The 24,936-nt window shown below is 54.1% G+C and carries 24 protein-coding genes; 22 read left to right on the top strand and 2 right to left on the bottom strand.

Annotation, left to right across the window (positions count from 1 at the left end):
• Positions 1–11 precede the first annotated feature (11 nt).
• The 17 genes from ACPF9B_RS07995 to iolB all read left to right on the top strand — a co-directional run bounded on the left by ACPF9B_RS07995 (position 12) and on the right by iolB (position 16,368).
• The gene (locus tag ACPF9B_RS07995; RefSeq protein ID WP_424176585.1) at positions 12–731 is read left to right on the top strand and encodes a hypothetical protein; all 720 of its coding nucleotides are present in this window, start codon (positions 12–14) and stop codon (positions 729–731) included.
• Positions 732–867: 136 nt separating this feature from the next.
• Positions 868–1,077 carry a helix-turn-helix transcriptional regulator gene (locus tag ACPF9B_RS07990; protein WP_007204411.1) on the top strand — a complete coding sequence of 70 codons (210 nt, stop codon included), beginning with the start codon at positions 868–870 and terminating at the stop codon, positions 1,075–1,077.
• Positions 1,070–1,495 carry a helix-turn-helix domain-containing protein gene (locus tag ACPF9B_RS07985; protein ID WP_424176583.1) on the top strand — a complete coding sequence of 142 codons (426 nt, stop codon included), beginning with the start codon at positions 1,070–1,072 and terminating at the stop codon, positions 1,493–1,495. The genes ACPF9B_RS07990 and ACPF9B_RS07985 overlap by 8 nt, the downstream gene beginning before the upstream one ends.
• A 52-nt stretch (positions 1,496–1,547) precedes the next feature.
• Positions 1,548–2,570: a site-specific integrase gene (locus ACPF9B_RS07980; RefSeq protein ID WP_007204412.1), complete on the top strand. Its 1,023-nt coding sequence runs from the start codon at positions 1,548–1,550 to the stop codon at positions 2,568–2,570.
• Positions 2,571–2,629: 59 nt separating this feature from the next.
• Positions 2,630–2,875: a hypothetical protein gene (locus ACPF9B_RS07975; RefSeq protein WP_424176581.1), complete on the top strand. Its 246-nt coding sequence runs from the start codon at positions 2,630–2,632 to the stop codon at positions 2,873–2,875.
• A gap of 175 nt (positions 2,876–3,050) precedes the next feature.
• The gene (locus ACPF9B_RS07970; protein ID WP_424176579.1) at positions 3,051–4,091 is read left to right on the top strand and encodes a LacI family DNA-binding transcriptional regulator; all 1,041 of its coding nucleotides are present in this window, start codon (positions 3,051–3,053) and stop codon (positions 4,089–4,091) included.
• Positions 4,092–4,246: 155 nt separating this feature from the next.
• Positions 4,247–5,062: a TIM barrel protein gene (locus tag ACPF9B_RS07965; protein WP_424176577.1), complete on the top strand. Its 816-nt coding sequence runs from the start codon at positions 4,247–4,249 to the stop codon at positions 5,060–5,062.
• Between the two features lie 78 nt (positions 5,063–5,140).
• Positions 5,141–6,085, top strand: a complete 945-nt coding sequence (locus ACPF9B_RS07960) for a substrate-binding domain-containing protein (RefSeq protein WP_040482751.1) — start codon at positions 5,141–5,143, stop codon at positions 6,083–6,085.
• Between the two features lie 95 nt (positions 6,086–6,180).
• Positions 6,181–7,266 carry an ABC transporter permease gene (locus tag ACPF9B_RS07955; RefSeq protein WP_007204417.1) on the top strand — a complete coding sequence of 362 codons (1,086 nt, stop codon included), beginning with the start codon at positions 6,181–6,183 and terminating at the stop codon, positions 7,264–7,266.
• A 12-nt stretch (positions 7,267–7,278) separates the two neighbouring features.
• Positions 7,279–8,061, top strand: coding sequence for an ATP-binding cassette domain-containing protein (locus ACPF9B_RS07950; RefSeq protein ID WP_007204418.1), 783 nt, complete (start codon positions 7,279–7,281; stop codon positions 8,059–8,061).
• A complete protein-coding gene (locus tag ACPF9B_RS07945) occupies positions 8,058–8,834 on the top strand; it encodes an SDR family oxidoreductase (RefSeq protein WP_424176574.1) in 777 nt (258 codons plus the stop codon). The genes ACPF9B_RS07950 and ACPF9B_RS07945 overlap by 4 nt, the downstream gene beginning before the upstream one ends.
• 43 nt (positions 8,835–8,877) lie before the next feature.
• Positions 8,878–9,870: an inositol 2-dehydrogenase gene (gene iolG / locus ACPF9B_RS07940; protein ID WP_424176572.1), complete on the top strand. Its 993-nt coding sequence runs from the start codon at positions 8,878–8,880 to the stop codon at positions 9,868–9,870.
• A 114-nt stretch (positions 9,871–9,984) separates the two neighbouring features.
• The gene (purU, locus tag ACPF9B_RS07935) at positions 9,985–10,869 is read left to right on the top strand and encodes a formyltetrahydrofolate deformylase (RefSeq protein WP_007204421.1); all 885 of its coding nucleotides are present in this window, start codon (positions 9,985–9,987) and stop codon (positions 10,867–10,869) included.
• A complete protein-coding gene (locus tag ACPF9B_RS07930; RefSeq protein WP_007204422.1) occupies positions 10,869–12,800 on the top strand; it encodes a bifunctional 5-dehydro-2-deoxygluconokinase/5-dehydro-2-deoxyphosphogluconate aldolase in 1,932 nt (643 codons plus the stop codon). Before purU ends, ACPF9B_RS07930 begins: the two co-directional genes overlap by 1 nt.
• Before the next feature lie 12 nt (positions 12,801–12,812).
• The gene (gene iolD, locus ACPF9B_RS07925) at positions 12,813–14,645 is read left to right on the top strand and encodes a 3D-(3,5/4)-trihydroxycyclohexane-1,2-dione acylhydrolase (decyclizing) (protein ID WP_424176569.1); all 1,833 of its coding nucleotides are present in this window, start codon (positions 12,813–12,815) and stop codon (positions 14,643–14,645) included.
• On the top strand, positions 14,645–15,550 hold the full coding sequence (gene iolE, locus ACPF9B_RS07920; RefSeq protein ID WP_424176567.1) for a myo-inosose-2 dehydratase: 906 nt from the start codon (positions 14,645–14,647) through the stop codon (positions 15,548–15,550). Before iolD ends, iolE begins: the two co-directional genes overlap by 1 nt.
• 11 nt (positions 15,551–15,561) lie before the next feature.
• Entirely contained in the window at positions 15,562–16,368 is an 807-nt protein-coding gene (gene iolB, locus ACPF9B_RS07915; RefSeq protein ID WP_040482752.1) for a 5-deoxy-glucuronate isomerase, read from the top strand.
• 13 nt (positions 16,369–16,381) lie between these two features.
• On the opposite strand, the gene ACPF9B_RS07910 is transcribed toward iolB, so the two are convergent.
• Positions 16,382–17,494, bottom strand: coding sequence for a LacI family DNA-binding transcriptional regulator (locus tag ACPF9B_RS07910; RefSeq protein ID WP_424176565.1), 1,113 nt, complete (start codon positions 17,492–17,494; stop codon positions 16,382–16,384).
• A 52-nt stretch (positions 17,495–17,546) separates the two neighbouring features.
• Between ACPF9B_RS07910 and ACPF9B_RS07905 the strand changes: the two genes are divergently transcribed.
• The 5 genes from ACPF9B_RS07905 to ACPF9B_RS07885 all read left to right on the top strand — a co-directional run bounded on the left by ACPF9B_RS07905 (position 17,547) and on the right by ACPF9B_RS07885 (position 23,020).
• Entirely contained in the window at positions 17,547–18,659 is a 1,113-nt protein-coding gene (locus tag ACPF9B_RS07905; RefSeq protein ID WP_424176563.1) for a fatty acid desaturase family protein, read from the top strand.
• 11 nt (positions 18,660–18,670) lie between these two features.
• Positions 18,671–18,982 (top strand): MocE family 2Fe-2S type ferredoxin, encoded by a 312-nt coding sequence (locus ACPF9B_RS07900; RefSeq protein ID WP_007204428.1) that lies wholly within the window; start codon positions 18,671–18,673, stop codon positions 18,980–18,982.
• A gap of 1 nt (position 18,983) precedes the next feature.
• A complete protein-coding gene (locus ACPF9B_RS07895) occupies positions 18,984–20,189 on the top strand; it encodes an NAD(P)/FAD-dependent oxidoreductase (RefSeq protein WP_424176560.1) in 1,206 nt (401 codons plus the stop codon).
• 42 nt (positions 20,190–20,231) lie between these two features.
• Positions 20,232–21,014, top strand: coding sequence for a 3-methyl-2-oxobutanoate hydroxymethyltransferase (locus ACPF9B_RS07890; protein ID WP_424176558.1), 783 nt, complete (start codon positions 20,232–20,234; stop codon positions 21,012–21,014).
• Positions 21,015–21,502: 488 nt separating this feature from the next.
• Positions 21,503–23,020 (top strand): tyrosine-type recombinase/integrase, encoded by a 1,518-nt coding sequence (locus ACPF9B_RS07885; RefSeq protein ID WP_424176556.1) that lies wholly within the window; start codon positions 21,503–21,505, stop codon positions 23,018–23,020.
• Between the two features lie 664 nt (positions 23,021–23,684).
• On the opposite strand, the gene ACPF9B_RS07880 is transcribed toward ACPF9B_RS07885, so the two are convergent.
• On the bottom strand, positions 23,685–24,182 hold the full coding sequence (locus ACPF9B_RS07880) for a hypothetical protein (protein ID WP_424176554.1): 498 nt from the start codon (positions 24,180–24,182) through the stop codon (positions 23,685–23,687).
• Between the last annotated feature and the right edge of the window lie 754 nt (positions 24,183–24,936).

Here is a 24,936-nt window from a genome sequence, read left to right as displayed (position 1 = left end):
CATTGGTGGTCGTGAATCATGACGACAAACCAGCATCAAGGCATTTAATGGGTCCTGACCCTAGAGACGACGCCAAGTTTCGCAAACTTGCAAGAACTGCGCCAGCAGAGTTGCTCAATTCAAGGAATCAAGAGTTCGCACTGTGGGCACTTGGCCTTCGGCCCGAGATGTTTGCTGATTTTGATTATTGGGGCAAGTTCGATAAGTTCTCTCTGGATGAACTTGTTTGGCTCTCTACTGGTTTAAGTCCGCGAAGTGGATCGACAGAAAAGGAACTTCGGAGGCTGGCTAAAGCCCCTGCTTTTCCGCTAGCAGAAATAGAACGACGTCGGGCGTTAATCATTCGTGCATTTCCACAGGCGCAGAGAAACCACGTCAAGGCCGTGGAATTTTGCGATTGGGCATCGCGCGTTGGGCTGAAATGGCACACTGGCTTTCATGAAATGGTTGAAGCTGCTGCGATCCGTGTTGGGCAAGATCGAGCAGGCCCCACTGAAATGCCCCCAACAGGAAGTTCGGAGCGGGCGATGCAGCCACGTCAGTTCCGTACTGCTGCTAAGATTATTACGGCTATTGCCATTGACGCATATGGGCATGTGCCAAACGAAGTTCGAAGCAAGACTACAAAAGATATTCTTGATGCTTGCGACAAAGCTGGACTTACGGTCAGCAATGATACGATTTTGAAATTTCTTCGCGCAGGTGAACCGCAAATGGAAGATCCAAGTTAATCGTTATGCGAGTAACTCTGCAATAATTATTAAGTATCAGTGTGTTAAGTTGATAGCTTAAGCGTTCGCTTGACTAGCCCTAAACCTGATCAAACGGTGTCAGCCTTGTTGGAGTTTCAACAGACGAGGTTGCATCATGTCACACCAACAAAAGTTTCCCGATACTGGGTTCATTCGCCTTTCGCAAATATTGTACCCCGTTGGCCCGATCCCAGTATCCAAATCGACATGGTGGCAAGGCGTCAAAGATGGGCGCTTTCCACAGCCCCAAAAGTTAGGCCCCCGCACTACCGTCTGGAAAGTTGAAGACATTCGCGCGCTGTTTGAAAGCCAGATGGATGGGTAAGCGCGCCAACCCAATGGCAGTCAAGGCGGCTTTGACCTACGAGATAAGCGAGGCCGCCAAAGCGTTAGGTAAATCCCCTGCCACGATCCGCAACTGGATCAAGGATGGTTTGCCCGTCATGGCATCGCAAAAACCGTGTTTGATTTCGGGCGCGGCGTTGCGTGATTTTCTGCGGGCAAAATATCGCGCGACAAAGTCGCCACTGGCACCAGACGAGTTGTATTGCCTCTCATGTAGGGTAGGGCGCAACCCAGTCGGTTTTGCCGTCGAGGCTTCCCCGAACACGGCCAATACAACCCGTCTGAAAGGTGAGTGCAGTCGATGTGGGGCTGTCTCCACCCGCATAATTTCAAATACTGCGAGTGACACTTTCGCCGAAACCTTCCACTTCGCGAAAGGCGCTGACAGCGACCCCTAATTGATACCACCAGCCCCCGCCTAAATTTATAATTGCGAAGGAGTGCCGACACATGCGCAAAATCAACGAAGAAAACGAGCGGATCAAGCGCCGCTATCTGCAATATCTCAAAGTGGCAAAGCGCAAAGACCCGTCTACGGTTCTTAAGGCCGCTGAAGGCATTTTGAGATTTGAAGCGACCACGGGTTACGCCAGCTTTAAACGCTTTCGCATTGAACAGGCGATCAAGTTCCAGGAGCGGTTAAACAGCGATGTGAACAAAGCGACAGGCAAGCCGTTGTCGAAATCCACGATCCGCAGCGTCTTGGCTGCGAACAAAGGATTCATCTTTTGGCTTGCAGATCAGCAGGGCTATAAAAGCCGCATCCGTCACTCTGACGCCGACTACTTCAACATGGATGCGAAAGGTGCGCGGGTAGCCAGTGCAGTGCGGGAAACGCCCTATCCATCCTTGGAGATGGCCCGCCATGCTTTCTCCTACATGCCCGTGGATACCGAGATCGCCCAGCGCAACAAAGCACTTTTTGCTTTCTTGATGCTGACTGGCGCGCGTGATGGGGCAGTGGCTTCATTGCGTGTCAAACATATCAACATGATCGATGGTTGCGTTTATCAGGATGCCCGGGAGGTGAAGACCAAGAACTCCAAGACTATTACGACCTACTTCTTGCCTGTTGACGCCGCATATCTTGAATGCTTTACGGCTTGGATGACGTATCTCAGAACGGCTGCGCTCTTTGGACCAGACGACCCATTATTCCCACCCGCAAAAATCAAACCCGTCGACGGTACATTTAAGGTGGTTGGGTTTAGCCGCAAAACCTACAAGAATGCCAATGCCATCCGGGCGGTGATCAAAGAAGCCTTCACCCGTGCCGATTTGCCTCAATTCACGCCGCACGCATTTCGCAAGACCTTGGTCAAGTGGGCGGACACAGTGTACCCCAGCCGCGAAGCGTTCAAAGCGTTCTCACAAAACATCGGGCACACAAGTGTGATCACGACAATCAGCGCCTACTGCCCGATTTCTACTGAACAACAGGGGGTGTTGATTAAATCACCACGCTCTGGCTGATTGGCATTGTTCCTCGGATAGGCACGACTTGCCCTTGCTGAAAATCAAAGGAAACCAAGGTGTTTGAAAGCGCCTTCAACAACATCGACCGCGAGCATCGCAATGAAAAGCGGCTGGCGTCCAACCTTGAGTACGCCGAGCAAACATCTTGGATTCTTTTCTTCAAATACCTTGAGGACATTGAACAGGAACGACAAGACGAGGCCGATCTTGGGGGCCGCGATTATGCGTTCGTGCTAGTTAAGCCGAATGGATCGAAACTTTGGTGGCGCTTGTGGCTCTGCGGGCTTCTTGGTCGAGGCTGATACGCATGTGCTCACCCCCGACAGGCAAAGAGGTTGCAAAAAGTCGGTTCTTCGACAGCGCCTGCTTAAGAGTAGCGGCACTAACCGTCCGGACACAAGAGGACTCTTCGAGAACCGCCCAATCATCCAGATGCAGATGTGATTTCTTTTGCTACTATGATGAAATACCGTCATTATGGATTTTATGGCAAGACGACCAACAATCAAAGATGTCGCCCGCGAAGCTGGCGTGAGCGCTACGACGGTAGATCGCGTCATCAATGGTCGAACGCTCGTGCGCGAAGAGACGATGCGCAAGATCGCGGAGGCCGCCAACAGGGTAGGCTACCATGGTAAGGGCATCATCCAGGACAAGTTGAAGACTTCGGTCCCGGAAGTTCGCCTTGGTTTTATCCTTCTGAAGAAATCTCAGGAGTTTTACAAAAACTTCGCCCTGCAAATTGAAAAAGAGGTATCCGGACGGCCCGATTACAGAATAATCGTGGACATCCGTTTTTCGTCCTCACAGTCACCCGACGAATTCGCACAGTTGCTACAAGATCTTGGTCGGCGGTGTCATGCAATTGCCTGTACAGCCGTTAATGATAAGCGGCTTGACCCGGTTGTGCAAAGGCTGCGGGATGAAGGCGTAGTCGTGGTTTCGGTACTGAATGATTTTGCCCAAGGGATCAGGAAGGGGTATATAGGCCTTAATAACATGAAGATTGGCCGTACCGCTGCATGGATGATCACCAAGACGGTCCACCAGCCTGGTAAGCTCGCGATCTTCGTCGGGGGCAATCGATGGCATGGCCATGACCTACGTGAAGTCGGCTTTCGATCATTGGTCCGTGAGGTTGATCGTGGTTTTACGGTGCTTGATACGCTTGTAAACCTTGAGACGAGGCAGGTGACGTATGAAGCGACACTCGACCTGCTGCATAGGCACCCCGACCTGAAAGGCATCTATGTTGCGGGAGGGGGTATGGAGGGGGCCATCGCTGCGCTGCGCGAAGTCCATGACATACCTCATGTTGCGCTTGTCGTAAACGAATTGACAGCGGAAAGTCGGAGTGCGCTGATCGACGGTTATGCAGTTATGGCGATCGCTACTCCTTTGCCAGAGTTGTGTGCCGCACTCGTTGACCAGATGGTGGAATCTAGTTCAAAGGGCGTGGAAGGCGCATCTAGCCAGTACTTTCTGGAGCCAAAGTTGATTTTGCCGGAGATCCTATAATGATGTAAAAGCGTCATTATGTGACTAAAGTCACGTCATGAATGACATAAAATGAGACACGATCTATTGACCGAATCTTAGGTTGAGGCGCAGGTTCCCACCAGCTTTATACGGCAGACAACGTGATTACGTCATGTTTGCCTTGGGGGATAACAATGCAGACCGCACTCAATCACATGACGACGCCCAACCTGTCGTATGTAGAATTTCTTGACCTTGCAGCGCAGCTTGGTTGCGTCGGCGTAGAAGTGCGTAACGACATTACCCGCACGCTTTTTGACGGGTTGGATGCAACCAGCGCCGGGAAAATGGCCGCAGACAAAGGCCTGCGCCTAGTCGGGCTAAGTCAGGTCTATCCGTTCAACAGCTGGGATGACGCGCGCGAGGCCGCTGTCCGTGCGTTGATCGACACCGCCAAAGCAGCCGGGGCTGAAACCATCAGTCTGATCCCACGCAACGATGGGACCGGTTTGGGCAACGGCGAACGTCAGGCAAAGGTGCGGGTCGCGTTGAAAGGTATCTTGCCAATGCTAAAGGACGCAGACCTTGTCGCATTGATCGAACCGCTGGGTTTTGGGCGCTCTTCACTGCGGTCCAAGTCGGAGTTGGTTGACGTGATCGATGGAATTGACGGCACGGCCTATTTCAAGCTGGTCCACGACACCTTTCATCATACGCTGGCCGATGGTGGAGCGATTTTCCCCGAGTATACTGGGATCGTGCACATTTCGGGTGTCGTTGATCCATCGTTGGGCATCGACCAGATGGAAGACGAACACCGTGTTCTGGTCGATGCTGACGACCGGTTGGGAAATGTGGCGCAAATTCAGGCATTGTTGGCGGCGGGCTACGACGGGCCAGTCTCGTACGAATGTTTTTCGCCTCAGACCCATGCGCTGACTGATCCCTACACCGCGATCAAACGGTCATTTGAATTCATTGCCTCACAGCTCAAGCGGGAAGGCGCCTGAGTCTGGGGATTGATTGCCCCAGACAGGGGTTCCGGCAGGAGGAACGGTGCGCCGGACACCATTAACGGGAGGAACCCAATGAAAAAGACTCTTATGGCCGCAGGCCTCGCTTCGATGCTGTCCACAACCGCTATGGCCGAAAATATCGGGGTTTCCATGGCGCTATTCGATGACAATTTTCTGACCGTTCTGCGCAATGGCATTCAGGAAATGGCCGATGGCATGGACGGGGTGGACGTCCAGATCGAGGACGCACAGAACGACGTTGCCCGTCAGCTTGACCAGATCAATAACTTCGTCGCATCCGGCGTCGATGCAATCATCGTCAACCCTGTCGATACGTCGGCAACGCAGGCGATGACAGATGCAGCGGCTGCTGCCGGTGTTCCACTTGTCTTTGTGAACCGCCAGCCCGTCAACGTTGATACACTACCAGACAATCAGGCATTCGTGGCATCCAACGAGATTGAATCCGGTACGCTGGAAACTTTTGAGATATGCAAGATGTTGCGCGCACAGGGTCTTGGCGGCGGCGCAAAGGCCTATGTAATGATGGGCGAGCTTTCCAACCAGGCCGCCGTCCAACGGACAAAAGACGTCGAGGATATCCTTGGCATCGACATGTGCAACTTTATTGAAGTGATTGACCAACAGACTGCGAACTGGTCGCGCGAACAGGCAAACTCGCTGATGACCAACTGGTTGTCTTCAGGTGAAGAGTTCCACGCCGTCATCGCGAATAACGATGAAATGGCACTGGGAGCAATTCAGGCGATGAAGGCTGCAGGTATCGACATGGCTGATGTCGTGGTCGGTGGTGTTGATGCGACACAGGACGCTTTGGCTGCAATGCAGGCTGGCGATCTGGATGTGACTGTTTTCCAGAACGCTGCCGGTCAGGGTTCGGGCGCACTGAATGCCGCTATCGCGCTTGCGAATGGCGAAGACGTTGAACAGAAGGTCTATATTCCGTTTGAGTTGGTGACGCCTGCCAATATCGCCGACTATCTTTCCGCAAACTAAGCTGACTGACTAAGTCAGACCGAAGCGGCGCCTGTGTTGCGCCGCTTCGGGACATGAAAAAGATCACCGTGGGGTGAGCGCCTGAGGAGGGGAACATGGTAGATAAGCTATCACATGGTATCGGCGGGCTGACCTACGACAAAACCAAACGCGCTTGGCCGAACGAGGCAAACGTCTTTATCGCGCTGATTTTGATCATTCTGGCTTTTGAGGCTCTTGGGCAAATTTTGCCCTACATGAACGGCCAAAGCATGCTTTTTGATTTCAACACCAGCCGCGACGGCACCATCATGAATATCGCGCGGATCAAGATTATCATTCTGCAAGTGGCCATCATCGGCATTATCGCGCTGGGTGTGACCCAAGTCATTATCTCCGGCGGGATTGACCTGTCGTCCGGCCCGCTCGTTGGGGCGACGGCGATGATCGTGATGTCCTTTGCCCAGACCGAACTGGTGAACGGCCAGTTGAACCCCAAGGCTGTTTTTGGCGCATGGTCATTCGATTTGCCTGTTATCGTACCAATCATGGTCGGTCTGGTCTTTGGGGCCTTCATCGGCGGCATCAACGGGTTTTTGATCGCGTTTACGCGAATTCCACCCTTTATCGCGACGCTGGGCATGTTCCTGATCTGTCGCGGTATTTCGCAATGGTGGACCAAAGGGCAGCCGGTTTCTTTTCCAACGGACGCATTCGCCGCCATCGGGTCGGGCATGATGCCGGTCGTCTGGTTTGCAATGCTGGCCATTCTGCTGGGTCTGATCATGAAGTTTACCGTCTATGGCAAGCATACTTATGCGATCGGTTCGAACGAGGACGCAGCACGAATGTCCGGTATCAACGTCAGGCGGCACAAGATTCTGGTCTATATGATCGCTTCCATGTTTGCCGCCTTTGCAGCGATCGTGTTGTCATCCAAAAATCTTACCGCACAAGCTGGAATGGGGCAGTTTTACGAACTCTATGCAATTGCGATGGCCGTCATCGGTGGAGTCAGCCTGAAAGGTGGGCGCGGTTCGATGATCGGCACCGTGCTGGGGGCAATGGTGTTCGGTGTGATCCAGTCTGGCTTCACGTTTATCAAGCTCGATGCCTTTTACCAGTTGATGGCGATGGGCGCGATCATCATCGGCGCGGTGGTCTTGGATCAGTATCGTCAGCAACGTGCGACAGCCGGCTGAAAGGAACATATCATGAGCAACGACTATATCCTCGAAACCCGCAATTTGACTAAGCATTACGGCGGCGTTCACGCCCTGGAAGGCGCGAACTTCAAGCTGCGCAAGGGTGAACATATTGCGATCATGGGCGACAATGGTGCGGGCAAATCGACGTTCGTGCGGCAAATTACCGGCGTCGAACAGCGGACACGCGGCGATGTGATCTTTGATGGCAAACCAGTGAACTTTGTAGGGCCGTTAGACGCCCGCGAAGCCGGCATAGAAACCGTGTTTCAGACACTTGCGTTGGCTGACGATCTGGACGTGCCCGATAACCTGTTTCTGGGCCGTGAATTGACAAAATGGAATTTCCTGGGGCCGTTCCGTTTGCTTGACTACAAGGCGATGCATCAGGCAACCATGGCGGGTCTGGAAAAGACGGGCGTGAAAATCCCCAATGTCCGCAACCCGATCCGCAATATGTCTGGTGGTCAGCGGCAATGCGTCGCAATCGCGCGCACCGCTACATTCCATTCCAAGTTGACAATCATGGATGAACCGACGGCAGCTTTGGGTGTTCAGGAAACAGCACAGGTCGAAAACATCATTCGCACCCTCAAAGAAGCAGGCGAGCCATTAATCCTTGTCAGCCATAACATGCGTCAGGTCTTTGATCTGGTAGACCGTGTGGTCGTCTTCCGGCGCGGACGCATCTGTGCCGACCTCGACATCAAGAACGACGATGTAACGGGCGAAGATGTCGTGGGCTATATCACAGGTGCCAAGACCCAAGCTGGATTTGAAGACGCAGCATGAAAAATGGCATTCATTCCGATACTGCCGCGCTGGTCATTGGCGGGACGCAGGGACTTGGGCTTGCGATCGCAAAACGACTGGTCGCAGAAGGCTGCCGCCGTATCGTGATTGCGGGCCGTGATCCAGTGCGCGGTGAAGCGGCGGCACTTCAGATCGGTGCCAGTTTCATGGCTGCCGATCTGGAAGACACAGACAGCATTCTATCGCTCGTGGATAAGGCGGCCCATCGAATGGGCAGGATCACGGCCCTTGTTAATGCGGGTGCAATGACTGCCAGAGGTTCGGTGCTGGACACAACGCCCGAAGCGTTCGACCGCATGATATCAGCTAACCTCAGGTCGCCATTCTTTGCGATCCAGCGTGTGTCGCAACTTGCTATCGCAGCAGGAGAGCCTGCCGCAATCTTGAACATCCTGTCTATGGTCACCCATTGCGGTCAATCGTTTTTGGCGCCCTATTCGGCGTCCAAAGCGGCACTGGCCAACGTCACTAAAAATGCTGCCAATGCACTGCGCAACCATCGTATTCGTGTGAACGGAATAAACTGCGGATGGATGGATACCCCCGGAGAGGATGCCGTCCAAAAGAAATTCCAGAACGCCGGTGACGACTGGTTGGAAAAGGCCGAAGCACAGCAGCCCTTCAAGATGCTTGTGAAGCCCGACCATGTCGCAGGGCTGGCCAGTTATATTTTAAGCGATGCGGCGGGTGTCATGACCGGATCGCTTGTTGATTTTGACCAGAATGTTGCCGGAGCCTATCCGGAACACTGAAACACGCAAGGCTTTGGCCTGAAGGAAGAGAAAGAGAAGAAGAATGTCTATCAGATTTGCCGTGCTGGGTGCAGGCCGCATCGGACAAGTGCACGCAAAAGCAGTGTCGTCGGTCAATGGTGCAACATTGGTTGCCATCGCCGATCCTGTCGCAGCGGCAGCGCACCACATCCGCGACACGTATGGCTGCGACATCCGTTCCATCGACATGATCCTCACGTCCGACGATGTCGATGCCGTGATCATCTGCACCCCAACGGACACACATGCTGACTTGATCGAGCGTTTCATCAAGGCCGGAAAAGCGGTGTTCTGTGAAAAGCCAGTAGATCTTGACGTCGCACGCGCTCGCAAGGTTGTGGACACGGTAGTGGCCGAGAATGGGCTGCTGATGGTTGGCTTCCAGCGCCGTTTCGACCCCGATTTCATGGCGCTGAAACAGGCCATCGACGAGGGTGTCATCGGTGAGGTTGAAATGGTGACACTGACGAGTCGCGACCCCGGCGCACCGCCCGCAGACTATATCAAACGCTCTGGCGGGATTTTCCGGGATATGACGATCCACGATTTCGACGTGGCCCGCTGGCTACTGGGCGAAGAAGTCACTTCAGTTCAGGCGGCTGCGTCTGTCCTGACCGATCCGGCGATCAAAGAACTGGGCGATTATGACAGCGTCAATGTGATCCTGATGACGGCAAGTGGCAAGCAATGTACGATCAATAACACCCGCCGCGCGACTTATGGTTATGATCAGCGGATCGAAGTCCATGGATCAAAAGGCTCTGTCTCTGCCGAAAACCACCGCGAGAGCCGGATCGAAATCGCGAATGGGGCAGGGTATACCCGCCCGCCGCTGCTGAATTTCTTCATGTCCCGTTATACTGCGGCCTATGCCAACGAGATTGCGTCTTTTGTCGATGCTATTGCGAACGGCACACCAACCAAGACGACAGGTATGGACGGTTTGAAGGCTCTGGAACTGGCGGATGCGGCGCTAAAGTCTGCACAAACAGGACAGGCCGTCAGCTTGGCCTAGGGTAAGCTGCTTGGGCAATTGCAGCGCCAATGGCCTTTCAAAAGGTACATTGGCGCTGGCTGTGAAGTGGTCAGTTTTTGACAAGATCCCTGAAAGAAAAGAAGGACGAGCCTTATGAACAGCTTCGCGCTTCGCGTTCAATGTACATCCAGACGCGGTATCGTCGCTGCGGTATCCACTTATCTGGCAGAGGCCGGATGCAATATCATCGACAGTGCGCAGTTCGACGACGCGGATACGGGCAATTTCTTCATGCGGGTCAGCTTTCGGTCGGAGGAAGGATTGCCGCTAGAGAAACTGCGTTCGGATTTTGCACCGATCGCGGACGCGTTCGGCATGAATGCGCATTTCTTTGATGAGGCGGTCAAGCCGAAAGTCGTGATCATGGTCAGCCGCTTCGGGCATTGTCTGAACGATCTGTTGTATCGTTGGCGGATCGGGGCGTTGCCTGTCGATATCGTTGCAGTGATTTCGAACCACATGGATTACCAAAAGGTGGTGGTCAGCCATGACCTGCCGTTCCGCTACATCAACGTGACCAAGGCCAACAAGCCTGAAGCAGAGGCCCAAATCATGCAGGTGGTCGAAGAAACGGGCACCGAATTGATAGTGCTTGCGCGTTACATGCAGATCCTGTCCGACGCGCTGTGTCGCAAGATGTCGGGGCGGATCATCAATATCCACCATTCTTTCCTGCCCAGTTTCAAGGGCGCCAATCCTTACAAGCAGGCATTGGAGCGTGGGGTGAAACTGATCGGCGCGACCTCGCATTATGTGACAGCCGATCTGGATGAAGGACCGATCATCGAACAGGACACGATCCGCGTCACCCATGCCCAGTCTGCCGATGATTATGTCTCGCTTGGCCGCGATGTCGAAGCGCAGGTGCTATCGCGGGCGATCCATGCGCATGTGCATGGCCGTGTCTTTATCAACGGTGACAAGACGGTCGTGTTTCCGGCATCGCCTGGTTCTTTTGCCTCGGAGCGGATGGGCTGATGACGCAGGATCACAAAACGACCAAGCCACTTGATCTGATCACCATTGGTCGCAGCTCGGTCGATCTTTACGGCGCGCAGATTGGCGGCCGGCTTGAGGATATGCGGTCGTTCGAAAAGTATATCGGCGGCAGCCCCACGAATATCGCCTGCGGCACGGCTCGCCTGGGACTGAAATCTGCCCTGATCACTGGTGTGGGTGACGAGCATATGGGCCGCTTTATCGTAGAACAATTGCGTGCCGAGGGTGTAAATACAGACGGGGTAAAGATCGATCCTGAACGGCTGACGGCGCTTGTGCTTCTTGGGATCCGCGACAGCGAACAGTTTCCACTGATCTTCTATCGTGAAAACTGTGCCGATATGGGGCTGACAGTAGACGATATCGACGAAGATTTCGTTCGCAGCGCCCGCGCCGTGGTGGCCACTGGGACACACCTGAGCCACAGCCGTGTAGCGGCTGCGACGATCAAGGCCCTGCACATTGCCCGCGCCGACAGTATGCGCACAGCACTAGATATCGACTATCGTCCAAACCTTTGGGGCGTGGCTGGTCACGGTGACGGAGAAAGCCGCTTTGTCGAGAGCGCTGCAGTGACGGAAAAGTTGCAAGACACACTGCATCTGTTCGACCTGATTGTCGGGACCGAGGAAGAGTTTCACATCGCTGGCGGCACGACAGATACCATCGCGGCCCTGCGCGCTGTGCGTGCGGTAACGGCTGCGACGCTGGTATGCAAACGCGGGGCTGCCGGTGCGGTGGCCTTTACCGGCGCCATTCCCGACACGCTGGATAAAGGCGTTGCCGGTCCGGGTTTTCCGGTCGAAGTGTTTAATGTGCTGGGTGCTGGCGATGGCTTCATGTCTGGCCTGCTCAAAGGCTGGCTGGATGGTGCCGACTGGACTACGGCGCTGCAATACGCCAATGCCTGTGGGGCATTTGCAGTCAGCCGTCATGGCTGCACCCCGGCTTACCCAAGCTGGGATGAGCTTCAGTTTTTCTTTGGCCGCGGGATCACGCGACCCGATTTGCGCAACGACGCCGAATTGGAACAGGTGCATTGGGCTACGAACCGCGCCCACAATTGGTCATCGGTTAAAACTTTCGCCTTTGACCATCGGCTGCAACTTGAGGAGATGGAAGGGTATACCCTGGCGAAAGGGGGCGCCTTCAAAGAGCTGTGCCTTGACGCGGCATTGAAGGTCCAAGGTGGCATGCCCGGGTATGGTATTTTGTGTGACAACCGGATTGGACGGTCGGCATTGCATCGCGCGTCCGGGGCGGGCTTATGGATCGGCCGCCCGACCGAATGGCCCGGCTCGCGCCCGATTGAATTGGAACCAGAACTGGGGGCTGACTACGGCAAGTTGAGAGAATGGGCAGCAGGCAACGTCGTAAAAACTTTGGTCTTTTGTCATCCGGACGATGATGCCGAGACCCGCGCCAAGCAAGAAGAGGTGGTCAAACGTGTCTGGGCAGCCAGCCGCCGCAACGGTCTGGAGTTTCTGCTTGAGGTGATCCCCTCCAAAGTTGCACCGATTGATGACGGCACCACGCCGAGGCTGATCCAGCAGTTCTATGACGCGGGCGTTTTCCCCGACTGGTGGAAGCTTGAGCCATTTCGGACTGAGGCTGCATGGTCCAACGCGGTGGCCGCGATCGAACGCAACGATCCACGTACACGCGGTATCGTCGTTCTGGGTCTGGATGCGCCGGAGGATGAACTTGCGGCAAGCTTTGCGCTGGCGGCGAAACAGCCGTTGGTCAAAGGTTTTGCGGTGGGCCGTACGATCTTTGGTGATGCTGCCCGTGCATGGATGAAAGGCGAAATGAACGATATCGACGCCGTGACGCAAATGGCCGGACGGTTTGCGCGCCTTTGCCATCTCTGGGATCAGGCCCGCGTAGCGGCCCATGCGTACGCGGACTGAAGGATGACACCGATGACCAAGACAATCCGACTGACAGCCGCCCAGGCCATGGTCCGTTATGTGGCGGCCCAGATGAACGGAAACGGAGAGCAATTCATCGCAGGGTGCTGGGCGATCTTCGGGCACGGTAATGTGGCCGGTATTGGTGAGGCGCTTTATCACGTTCAGGACAATCTTCCAACCTACCGCGGCCATAACGAACAGACGATGGCCCATGCTGCCATTGCCTATGCCAAGCAACTGGGTCGTAAACGGGCGATGATGGTCACGTCCTCAATCGGGCCGGGGGCCACAAATATGGTGACGGCAGCGGCGCTCGCGCATGTCAACCGGCTGCCTGTGTTGCTCGTGCCGGGCGATGTCTTTGCCAACCGTGGTCCTGATCCTGTGCTGCAACAGATCGAGGACTTCAATGACGGCACAATCAGCGTCAACGATGTCTTCAAGCCCGTCAGTCGCTACTTTGACCGCATTACGCGGCCCGAACAGCTTTTGACCGCCTTGCCCCGCGCATTTCGCACGATGACCGATCCTGCGGACTGCGGCCCTGTGACTTTGGCATTCTGCCAGGACGTGCAGGCTGAGGCTTACGATTACCCTGAAAGCTTCTTTGCTCCCAAGGTCTGGACAACCCGCCGTATCCGTCCCGACTTAGAAGAGCTGGTAGCCCTTGCTGAGGCGATCAAGGATGCGCAATGCCCGGTGATCGTGGCGGGTGGCGGTGTGCATTACTCTGGCGCAACCGATGCGCTGCGGGCCTTTGCAGATGCGCACAACATTCCTGTCACAGAAACGCAGGCGGGTAAGTCAGCACTGGCTTGGGATCACCCGCTAAACCTCGGGCCGATTGGTGTAACCGGCGGTACGCCTGCAAATACGGTTTGCGCCAAAGCCGATCTGGTGCTCGGTGTCGGTACACGTTTTCAGGATTTCACGACCGGTTCATGGGGGCTGTTTGCCAACCCTGCGCGCCGGATCGCATGTTTGAACGTCGCGGCCTATGACGCGGCCAAGCATGACGCGTTGCCGCTGCTGGCGGATGCCAAGGTCGGTCTGGAGGCGCTGTCAGAGGCTTTGGGTGAACATTTTGCCAAGACGCCGGTCACTGGGCTGAAATCGGACTGGTTTGACAAGGTCGATCCCCTGACCGACGCGCCTAGTGACACGCACGCGCTGCCGACCGATATGCAGGTTGTGGGCGCTGTCCAGCGTGCAGCCACCGACGCCACGGTTGTAATGTGCGCGGCGGGCACGATGCCCGGCGAATTGCACAAGCTTTGGAAATCGGCGCGGCCCATGTCCTACCACATGGAGTACGGTTTTAGCTGCATGGGCTATGAAATTGCAGGTGCGATGGGTATCAAGATGGCACAGCCCGACCGCGACGTGATCTGCTTTACCGGCGACGGCACCTATATGATGGCCAACGCAGAATTGGCGACCGCGGCCATGATGGGTATCGCCTTTACCGTGGTTGTGACCGACAACCGCGGCTATGGATGCATCAACCGGCTCCAGATGGCCACCGGCGGGGCGGAGTTCAACAATCTGCTGGACCATAGTGTTCATGCGCAACCTTCGGCTATCGACTTTGCCGCCCATGCCGCCAGTATGGGTGCCACCAGCGTCAAAGTTTCGTCGATCGCCGAACTGGAAGTTGCCCTGGCAAGTCGTAGTGACATGCAAGGGCCCTACGTCGTCGTCATTGACACCGACCCCTATCCTAGCACGCCGCATGGAGGCACGTGGTGGGACGTTGGGGTGCCACAGGTGTCTCAGCGAGCCAAAGTAATCGCCGCACGCGCGGACTATGAATCCAAAAAGACAAAGCAAAGGGCGGACTGATGGCAGTCAAGATCGGCATATCACTGATTGCGTGGCAGAACGACGATCTGCCAGAACTCACAGCAGCTTACACGACTGAAGGGGCTATGGAGGATGCAGCAAAGATTGGCTATCAAGGTGTCGAACGGGGCCGCCGTATGCCTGCCGATACCGCGGGTTTGCGCGCATATCTCGACCGTTACGGCGTTGCACTCTGTGGCGGCTGGTGTTCGGGCAATTTGATGGTGTCATCCGTTGCCCAAGAAAAAGAGGCCGTGCGCCAGCAGGTAGAGCAGTTCGCCGCGCTGAACGCCCCGTGTATCGTCTATGCCGAATGTTCGAACACGATACAGGGCGCCATTAGCCGTCCCGTAAGCCAGCGCCCGAAACTCAGCAGGGACGAGGTTATGGCCTACGGCGCGAAACTGTCGGAACTAGCCAAGTGGTCCGCCGATAAGGGCTGTGTGCTGTCCTATCATCACCACATGGGTGCAATGGTGCAGGACGCAGAGGACATCGACTGGCTAATGGAAGGGTCCACATCGGACCTGACCCTTCTTTATGACACCGGACACCTGCACTTTGCCGGTGCCGACCCAGTTTCGGTTCTGGATAAATGGGGCCACAGAGTTCACCATGTCCACTTCAAAGACGTGCGCCAACCGGTGCTGGACTGGGTTCATGCTGGTGACAGAAGCTTTCTCGATGGGGTTGCGGCCGGTGTTTACTCGGTCCCGGGTGACCCCGAGGGCTGCATCGACTTTCAGGCCATCACCGACAAGCTCAAGGCGATGGACTATCAGGGCTGGATTGTGGTCGAGGCCGAGCAGGACCCTGCCAAGGCCCCGCCCTTTGACTACTCCAAGATCGGATATGATCATATTGTCAAAATCTGTGGCTGCTCAGGCCTGACCATCGTACACTAAAGGACTTCATTGTGACTGACCTCCTAAAGAAACCATTCGGCACCCGAGGCAAGGTGCACCAGATCACGCCGGAAAGCGCGGGATGGCGCTATGTCGGGTTCTCGCTCTACCGGCTAATAGCGGGGGATACTGTTGCCGAGGTCACAGGAGACCGCGAGGTCATTCTGGTGATGGTCGAGGGCAAGGCTGCGATTACCGGTGCGGGTCAGGATTGGGGTGTTCTGGGCGAGCGGATGAATGTGTTCGAAAAAACACCGCCGCATTGCCTGTACCTGCCAAACGGGACCGATTGGTCGGCAACCGCCGAAACCGACTGCGTTCTTGCCGTTTGCACGGCTCCGGGCAAAGGCGGCCATCAGGCACGGCGCATCGGGCCTGACGGGATCACCCTGACCGCACGCGGCAAGGGCACCAACACACGCCACATCAACAACATCGCGATGGAAAACGAAGACTATTGCGATAGCCTGCTTGTGACCGAAGTGTTCACCCCCGCTGGGCACTGGTCGTCCTATCCCAGCCACCGCCATGACGAAGACGATTTTCCGCGCATCACCTATCTGGAAGAAACCTATTACCATCGCCTGAACCCTGCATCAGGCTTTGGTATCCAGCGCGTCTATACCGACGACGGCCAGCTTGATGAAACCATGGCTGTGTCTGACGGCGAGGTTGTGTGTGTTCCGCGTGGCCACCACCCTTGCGGCGCGCCCTATGGGTTCGAAATGTATTACCTTAACGTCATGGCTGGCCCGTTGCGCAAATGGCGCTTTGTCCCCGCGCCACATGTCGAATGGATCATGGAGCGCGACGCCTGAGCCGGCACTCTGGTCAGAACGATTCTGGCACATAAAGCTGGGGTGTCATGAAGTGCTGGCTGGACGTCGAATCCGGCCCGTCCCTGACAGCGTTAATCATCAAGCCTATCAGATCACGACTAAGGTGCTGAAGCGGCGTTGCAATCACCATCGTGATGTAGCGGTCGACCAGCCCCTTGCGGCTTTCCTCGGTCAATTCGTTTACGACCAAAGCCACCTTTCCCGGCGGTCGCGCTTCACGCAAGGCCGCAATCGCGCCTTCCATCCCGCCGCCTGCAATATAGATGCCGCGCAGGTCGGGCTGCCTGCTTAGCAGTTCAAGCGTCGCCTCATAAGTCACTTGCCGTGTCTCAAGATTAACGACCGTGTCAAGCATCTGAAATTCAGGGGCATATTCTCGAATGTAGCTTTGAAAACCTGTCTCGCGTAGCAGGTGACCATGCCACCTGTTCCCCCCTACAAAAACTGCAAGTTTTCCGTTCGTGCGGGCCTGCGTCACGATCATCCATGCGGCCACGCGTCCCACTTTGACATTGTTCAGGCCCAGATAATTCTGTCGCACGCCCTGGGCGAAATCATTCAAAAGCGCGAAAACGGGGATGCCTTCGTCAATCAGTTTTGCTGCCAGGGCTGAAAGGCTGGGATGATTGATCGCCGACGTCGCGATGACATCGCAACTGCGCGAGACCTCTAGAATTTCCTTGGCAAAATCATCGGGTGCCTGAGAGGCCGCAAACCGGATGATCACACGACCGCGAATATCAGTCCGGGTCTCGACCGCTTTTTGAAGTTCTTGGGCGAAATTACGATAAAATTCTTGTCCGCCCTTGTGCAGGACAAATCCGAACTTGACGAGTGGCCGGGTCGTATCTTCGCGGCGCGCTGCCAGAACTCGCGTGGGGTATCCGATGCGCTCCGCTGCTTCGAGAACCCGATCAAGTGTTTCCTGCCGCACGTTTGAACGGCTGTTCAATGCGCGGTCCACGGTCGCGACGCCCACGCCCGCCGCTTGGGCCAGGTCTTTGATTGTTGGTCGTTGTGCCATTTTTTCAGCCGATAAATTTACATCATTACATGAGAATTTGATGATGTAAAATGATGTAATATACAAGTCGTTACGCGACATCCCCCGCCTTGATCTGGTATCACTTCGCCAATTTGATGCGCAGGAGATGGCAATGACGAAACGAGATTATTCCCTTCTTGGTCCTGACGCGGCGCTAGCCGTCGAAAACGGTCTGGCAGCCGCTGACTGGTATCACACCGATATTCCACGCCAGCAGATGAAGGCTTTGATGAAGCGCGAGGACCAGCCCGCAATCCGCGACACGCTGATCCTGTTCAGTGCGATGTTCGTTTTTACCGCGATTGGCGTTGCACTGTGGCCGTCGTGGTGGTCGGCACCATTCTGGCTGGCTTATGGTGTGCTGTATGGCTCTGCGATGGACAGCCGTTGGCACGAATGTGGCCATGGAACACCGTTCCGGACGGCGAAATACAATGACTGGGTATATCAGATCGCGTCGTTTTGTATGGTCCGCAACCCCGTTACATGGCGGTGGAGCCATGCGCGCCACCACACCGATACGGTCATCGTTGGGCGCGATCCTGAAATCGTCGCCATGCGCCCGCCTGCCTTATTCCGGATTTTCCTCAACTTTTTTGGTATTCTTGACGCCTTCCATGGCTGGCAGCGGATGATCGTCAACGCATCAGGGAAGCTTGAGACAGAAGAAGTGACCTACATACCGCAAAGTGAACACTATAAGGTCATTCGCGTCGCTCGGATCTGGGTGGTAATCTATGCCGCGGTCATTGCGATCGCTGTTGTTCTGCAGTCGATCCTGCCTCTGATGATTATCGGTCTGCCGCGGCTATACGGCGCTTGGCACCATGTCATGACAGGTATTCTGCAACACGCAGGGCTTGCCGACAACGTGATCGACCACCGCCTGAACAGCCGTACAGTCTACATGAATCCCGTCAGCCGGTTCATCTATTGGAACATGAACTACCACGTCGAGCATCATATGTTCCCGATGGTGCCTTACCACCGGCTTGCGGAATTGCATGAATTGATCAAGCAGGACGCGCCTGCCGCAAACCCCTCGATCTTGCAGGCCTACAAAGAAGTTTGGCCGATCCTGCTGCGACAGCTGCGTTATCACGATGAATTCTTGACCCGGGATCTGCCGCCAACGGCGCGGCCCTATCGTACAGACCTGCACGAAGGTGCCTTGGGCGATACCGGAGCCAGAACAACGACACCCCAAGCCGTTCCCGCTGAGTAAGGAGAAAAAACATGGCAAACTGGATTGACGCTTGCGCGGCAGAGGACATTGACGAAGAAGACGTGATCCGTTTCGACTATGACGGTCGGACTTTCGCGATCTACCGCTCGCCTGATAACGTATACTTTTGCACCGACGGGCTTTGCACGCATGAGCAGATCCATTTGGCCGATGGGTTGGTGATGGATCACACCATCGAATGTCCCAAGCATAACGGCCAGTTCGATTATCGCACCGGCAAGGCCATGCGCGCGCCGGTCTGTGTGAACCTTGGAACTTACGCAACCAAGGTCGAAGGTGACCGAGTCTTGATTGAAATCTGATATGTCAGGCATCGTAATACTGGGCGGAGGCGAGTGTGGTTCTCGCGCTGCGTTTTCCGCTCGGGACCAAGGGTATTCTGGCCCGATTACGATTGTCGGTGAGGAAACGGGGCTGCCTTACGAGCGGCCTCCTCTGTCCAAGCCTGATGCACAAGGGATCATCCGGAAGCCGATCTGCTCTGCTGACATGTTGCGTGATAAGGCGATCACGCTTTTGGATGGCCTGCAGGCAATTTCCCTTGACAGGGAAGTACGGTGTGTGACGCTGTCAACGGGTGTCAAGCTCGGCTACGACAAATTGCTTTTCGCAACAGGTGCCAGCGCACGGCAGTTGACCTGCGACGGAGGAGAACGGGCGCTGTCATTGCGGACGGTACAGGATGCCGCGCGCATTTATGATATCGCGCAACCGGGCACGAAAGTGGTGATCGTGGGGGCGGGGTTGATCGGTCTAGAACTTGCCGCAGTCCTCGTAGCGCGGGGCGTTGATGTGTCTGTGCTGGAGTATGCGCCAGTCGCTTTGGGTCGAAATGTGCCGCGCCCGCTGGCGCAAAGGATTGTTGACCGGCATGTGTCGGAAGGATCGCACATCTTCTGCGGTGTGGAAGTTGACAGTATCACGGCTGAGCATGTGGTTCTTGCTGACGGTCGGATGCTTGCGGCAAATCTGGTTGTGGCTGCAATTGGTGTCGCGCCAAGAACTGGGCTGGCTGCTGTGGCAGGTCTGGCGATTGAGAATGGCGTCTGCGTGAATGACAACCTTTGTACTGATGATCCACATGTCTTTGCCGCTGGCGATTGCGCCAGTGTCCAGCGCGGTGGCATCCGCCAGCGTTTCGAAACATGGCAAAACGCGCAAATCCAGGGGGATATCGCCGGACGGAACATGGCAGGCGGGCAGCACGCGTTCGACGGTCCCGTCTGGTTCTGGTCTGACCAGTTCGATCTTGGCCTGCAAGGCGTGGGGCAGACCAACGGCGCCGTTTTTGCGACGCGTAAGGTCGATAATGACGCCGAAGTTCTTTTTTACGTCAATGAAGCCAGTCAGTTGGTCGGTGCCGTCGGGCTGGGCCGCGGCAATGCAATCGCCAAAGATATCAAGCTCGCGCAAAAATTGATCGAAGCTGGAGTTTCTATAGTCGCCGAGCACCTGAACGATCCTGACATCAACCTCAAAACATTACTCAAGCCTGCGACAACAGCCTGATCATTGGAGATGACAATGGGACTTTATTACAAGCGGCCAACGGTGGCAGACATCCGCGCGCTCAAAGGCAAGCGCCAACTGACCATGCTCTATGTGGATACGCCGGCAGAAGCCGCAGCTGCAGCTACCGCTGGCATTGACATGTTGTCGATTATCGATCCGGTATGGAACGATGAAATGCGCGAAGCCGCGGGTGACTGCTTTGTGCAGGTCGGTTTGCTGTACGGTGAACTGGTGACGCAAGAGGATTACCAACGTGCAGCACATCGTGCCGTGAAGGTTGGTGGTGACTGCGTCTATTGTGCGTCGTCGATGGGAACGATCAAGGCGATCGCCGACGACGGTATCCCTGTCGTCGGCCACGTTGGGCTGATACCGTCCAAAGCGACATGGACCGGAGGTTTCAAAGCAGTTGGCAAAACTGCGCAAAGCGCTCTGCATGTGTTCAACCATGTCAAGCAACTCGAGGAAATCGGCTGCTTCGGAGCGGAATTGGAGGTCGTGCCGGATCGTGTAGCAAAAGAAATCGCGGAGCGGACAAACCTTGTGCTGCTGGGCATGGGGGCTGGGCCATATGCTGACGCGCAGTATCTGTTTGCCGAAGACGTGCTGGGCCACACGCAGGGGCATAAACCGCGGCATGCAAAGACCTATCGCAATTTTAAGGCAGAGCTTGACCGCCTGCAGCTCGAACGGATCGCTGCGTTCCGAGAATTCAAGGCCGACGTCGATGGTTGTGCTTATCCTGGGCCTGAACATACCGTCACGATTACTGATGCGGAACTGGAACGGTTCGTCGCATCACTGGTCGCAGCGGCTTCTTGAACTCAAACTTACAAGTGCTGAAAAACGTAGAGCAGATTGATTAAGCAATTGGTCGCTCTCGCGTCTGGTGGAGATCGTGGCTATGTCGCTTCCCCTATTCCATTGAGTAAGCTTAGAATGATCAAATTTGTAATTATGATGCACTCAACTCATGCCTGATCCGCCCCGCGAGAAGAACCTTGCCTGAAAAGTAAGTACAACATCGGTAGTATCCAGCCGTTGACGTCCCAATCTTTAAGCCAACCTCAATCCAGTTGGCGTACAAGGAACGTAAATTGGGGGTGTCATTGGGGGTGGCAAAATATAAGTAAAAATTTTTATATAATTATAACATTAAGTTAGCAGAAATTAGCGGGTCCGTGTGGGGCACCATTTACACCTAAATAATACTTATTTTGTTGACTTTACGAGTTAATTCCCCCGATTTGGTACTAAGAGATGGTACTAGGTTGGTACAAGCAGTGCGACTGGTCAGACAAAAGAACGGCATGAAGCGGTCATCGACTGGATACTATTCCTTTCGTAAGCAGGTACCTGCGACTTTAAGAAGTCTGTGGGGTAAGCGTGAGGTAAAAGTGGCGCTTGAGACCAAGGATGAGGCGACTGCTTTAAAGCGGTGCTCGTTGGTGTTGGCAGAGTTTAACGCCACGAAGCTGAGGCTGACAAAGGTGCTCGAAGGCGCTCATGATTTGACGCCCCAAGACATTCGTAACATTGCAGACAGTCGAGTTCGAAAATGGGGTCTTCATCCCGATCAAGCTCCTGTCTTGAAGGCTGGTCATACAGATGCCGAATATGTTGCGTTTAAGGACGCTGAGCAGACGTATTTGGAGGGCCTAGACATTTACTACGGGCTGGCTGCCGATGCTTTGATTGACGACGCTCAACTTGAAAAAGATTATCAGAGTGGCAGGTGGGCAGAACCCAACTATCAAACGCCATACAAGTCTCAGAGTGCTTCCACGGTTGAGAGTGTAACGGAAGGTATCGTCTCAGGTGCCATAGCGTCTACGACAACCCCGACCTTAAAGACTGCCATGGTCTCTTATCTTGAGTTCTATGCTGAAAAGAACATTGGTGGAAATGCGCGTACTATCCAGTCTCAAACGACCAACACCAAGCGTGTGATAACACAGTTTGCAGCTTTTATTGAGGGTGGCCGTGCTGTGAAAGGGTTTGATCGCCTTGTTACAAGCATCACTGTAGAAGAGGCCATCGGCTTCAGGCGGTACTTACGAGACCAGCACCCAAATACAGCCACTGGCGACAGTAACCTTCGTTATCCAAGTGCGGTATTTTCTCATATCATTGAGAAGGGGCAGGGGCTGTATATCGGCAACCACCTCATGCGTAACCCATTCGCCAAGCTCCGTAACAAGAGGCGTGAGGAGCAATTTACCAAGAAGAAATGGCCTTTAAACCCAGACGAGTTTCGCAGGTATGAGACAGCAGCCTGTCAGGCTGAGGATCATGTGAGACTACTTGTGTTGTTCCTGTTGTACACGGGATGCAGAGTGAGCGACGCATATGGGCTTGAGGTGCGGGACGTGAATCTGAAGGAAAACATCCCAACAATGTACCTCAGACATAACAGCATCAGGCGACTTGATAAGGACGGTATCCAAGCAAACATTCCCTTGGTTGGTCCCCTCCTAGACGGTCTTAGGAGCTACAAGATGTCTGATAACTCAAACGACCCAATATTCCCTGAGTTTGCCAACATTACATCTGGTCGTGATAGAGCTTCAGCGGAGGCTAATAAAGTGCGCAAGCGGGCAGGTATTACGAGAGATGGCGTTACAGCGCACAGCGCCCGACATACGTGGCAGGACAGGTTGGACGCTGCTAGAGTACCGATTGCCGAACGAGACTATCTCATTGCGCACAAGACTAAGCAGAGTAGTGCAGTGGCGCAGGCTTATGGTTCAGCTTACCCAGCTAGGAATATGCTCCAGAACCAGCTTGCTGCACTTGCTTGCAAGGACTGGGGCGATTTTCGCACGTAGGTATCTTGTCGCGCGTCTGATGGGACATGCCCAAGACAACCAGAGCTTTGGGAATTATTCTGATGGTTTGGTGTTCGAGGAGCTGAGGTTAGCAATCAATAGTGTTGACTGGTCCCAGCAGTACCCCTGAGAGGCCCTACAGGCGTACATGAGAGTGGTTGGCAATGTCAGCGCACCAATTCCGCACATCCGTCGTTACCATGCTGCACAACTCCCCTGAGGGGATACCCGATAAGGCCATTTACTCCATCGTGGGTCACAGCCTTGGGAAAGATGCGCATATGAAGAACTACATGGCAGGATTGAAGCCGCAGGCGCTGATTAAGGCTGTTGAGGCGATAAACTGGGACACTTGGGAGTGGCACTGAGTGACCTGTAGGAAGGCAGGAAACACTGGGGGCAGGTTTCTAACCGCGTAGCGTCGCCCCGCAACATTGTAAGCACAGTGACTGGACTGGTGCCACGGCTTTGCGAGTGGGCTACCATATCCCGATTGTGTCCGAGAAGGCTTACCAAATAGGTGAACAAAGCCCCGCATCGCGGTTCGTGAACCGAGCTATACGGTGGTCAGGTGTAATACACACCGTTACCGACGCTGCAACTCTCATGCTTTGACCATCATTACTAATACTGAAATAGTCAGCGATGTCCTCACTTTTGGTGTCTATTGCTCCTCATCTTCAAGACCATTTTTAAAGACTGCTGCCATCAGCGCGATGCCAACAAGAACCACTGGTAAAGAAAATGCGAAGGTTGTGAAATATGGTCGATTTTCAAAAATTAATACTTCATAAAAGATAACTAGATTATCTATCGTAGTATTCAGCGCATAGATAAACAGGGTTAGGCAAACTGTCCTGAACCCAAAATTAAAATATGCACTTATATTTAACGCAGCAAGAAGCCAGAAAACTACATGAGACCGACCATATAAAGCGCCGCTAAGCTCTTCATTCATTAATTCTTGACCTGGCGCATAAATCAGACCGTTTACCGATAGATAGTAAATAGATATGAAGGTAAAAAAGTATATGTTGATAGAGATAAGCAATGCTTTAAACAAAGTGCTTTGCTTGAGTGAGGATGTGTTATTCCCACTTACTTCCTCAAAGGACTGAAGGAGAGCGCTAATTTCTTTATCGTTTAGTCTGTTGTTCGACACGTCGCTAATATTTCTTGTATTTACTGAAAGTAAGTTCAAAGCTCATCCAGATCAAGCAGGCAATTGTAATTGGGCGAAGCGTCTGAAGAAGTACAACAAATCCTCTATCAGGATATTCTATAATTCTGTACAAAACCAAGTTATCGTCAATGTACATTGCAACAACCCAAGCAGTTAATCCAACTGTAAACAAAGTAATGTATTTCCGTGATTTCAATAGTAAAATTGGATAGGAGATTAATGCAATCGTAACAATCGCAGCTCTGACATATGTTAACTTGAAAACTGCAAGTGTGTGTTCTGGATTATTATTTATATCGAAAATGTTATCAGGAATAGTCAGAAAACTATAGATCACGGCTATGCCGAACAGATAATTTATTCCCAAGGCAATCCAGAATAACTTAGAGAGCTGTAGCTGTTTAACCATTTTAGTTAAGGTCCACGCAGTACTTTTGATCACAGAGATACTTTAGCTATATCAAATACCACCACTACTACTGATAGCTCGGCCTGACAACCGCAACTCAAGAAGTTCGTCGCAGGAACGAGTGCCCTGAACAAGCCTTGCAACGGCGGTTCCTACACTTCGAGAGGTTAGGACCTGCATCCTCAGGCTGGATAATTTGTTGGCTGATGTCCGCGAAGTCATCAACAAAGACCCACGCGTGTTGTGGGGCAAGGCTGTAAGAGAGTTCGCCCGACGAACGCTGCTGTGAAGTGAGAGAAAGCTAGTTCGTTGGCTTTCACACGA

The sequence above is a fragment of the Yoonia sp. TsM2_T14_4 genome (assembly GCF_049602355.1).
GTDB classification, from domain to species: Bacteria; Pseudomonadota; Alphaproteobacteria; order Rhodobacterales; family Rhodobacteraceae; genus Yoonia; species Yoonia vestfoldensis_A.
Note: the sequence above shows the minus strand (reverse complement) of the source record. Positions and strands in the feature narration are given on the sequence as shown.